This window comes from Candidatus Phycosocius spiralis (genome assembly GCF_030158815.1).
Taxonomy (GTDB): Bacteria; Pseudomonadota; Alphaproteobacteria; order Caulobacterales; family Aquidulcibacteraceae; genus Aquidulcibacter; species Aquidulcibacter spiralis.
This window is the reverse complement of sequence record NZ_BPFZ01000033.1, coordinates 1-820: the sequence shown is the minus strand read 5'-3', so window position 1 is coordinate 820 and position 820 is coordinate 1. Positions and strand designations below refer to the sequence as shown.

The window sequence follows — 820 nt, the reverse complement described above, 5'->3', positions numbered from 1 at the left end:
CTGGCATCGGTGGGGCCTTGTGCATCGGTTTTTGGCAATGCATTTTGCAATTTATTATTGGCGTCTAACGTATAATAAAGGGGGTCAAGTTCTTGGGTCCAGCGCGTTGTATCATTCCACTCCCCATCCCCTGCTTTTGCTGTCACATATTTATAGGGATTATTGATCAAGATCTGATCCCAAAACAAAAACAGCGGATTATAGCCTGCCATTGTGCCATAATTAGAAAAAAAGTTACTATTAATGTAATTATCATTTGGTATATCTGTAAAATCATAAAAAATTGTACTGCCTTGACTTAAAACCCCAAGCGAGACTTCACGGCCAAATGCGCCTGTGATCAAGGGGGAACCAGAATCGCCCTCACCTGTAAGCGATTCCCCCTTGATGGCGCGCCCGCCCAACACATTGAAGTCAAGATGGGTAATGCCTTGATCAGGCTGGGGCCAAAAAGTGGCTGAAAAATTCTGGGTTTGGTAATCGGGATTGTCAAAATCCAACCAATATAAATCCTGATATTTCAGCTCAGGGTTCGCAATATAATTAGCTTCGCCATATATGCCGATATTCAAAGAGCGTTCATCCCCAAGGAAATCAACCATATTTTGACCAAGGCGGCGATTATAAAAATCTAATCCTTGTGTCCTTTCCCCAGTCAAACCATTACCTGATTCACCATAGCCGCCGATGGTGACCGCAACGGGGCCATTGACCCGCGAAAACAACAAACCAATGCCGTTTTGCGCATCCCGGCCCAATAATTCAGTAGGTGTATCAAACCCAGCAATGGCAATATCGGCAGGAAGAAAAGCACCATTTT

The 820-nt window shown here is 44.3% G+C and carries 1 protein-coding gene; it reads right to left on the bottom strand.

What is annotated here, in order from left to right; all coding sequences use genetic code 11:
* On the bottom strand, nucleotides 1–820 hold an 820-nt coding region (locus PsB1_RS11765; RefSeq protein WP_284361835.1), incomplete at both ends, for a hypothetical protein.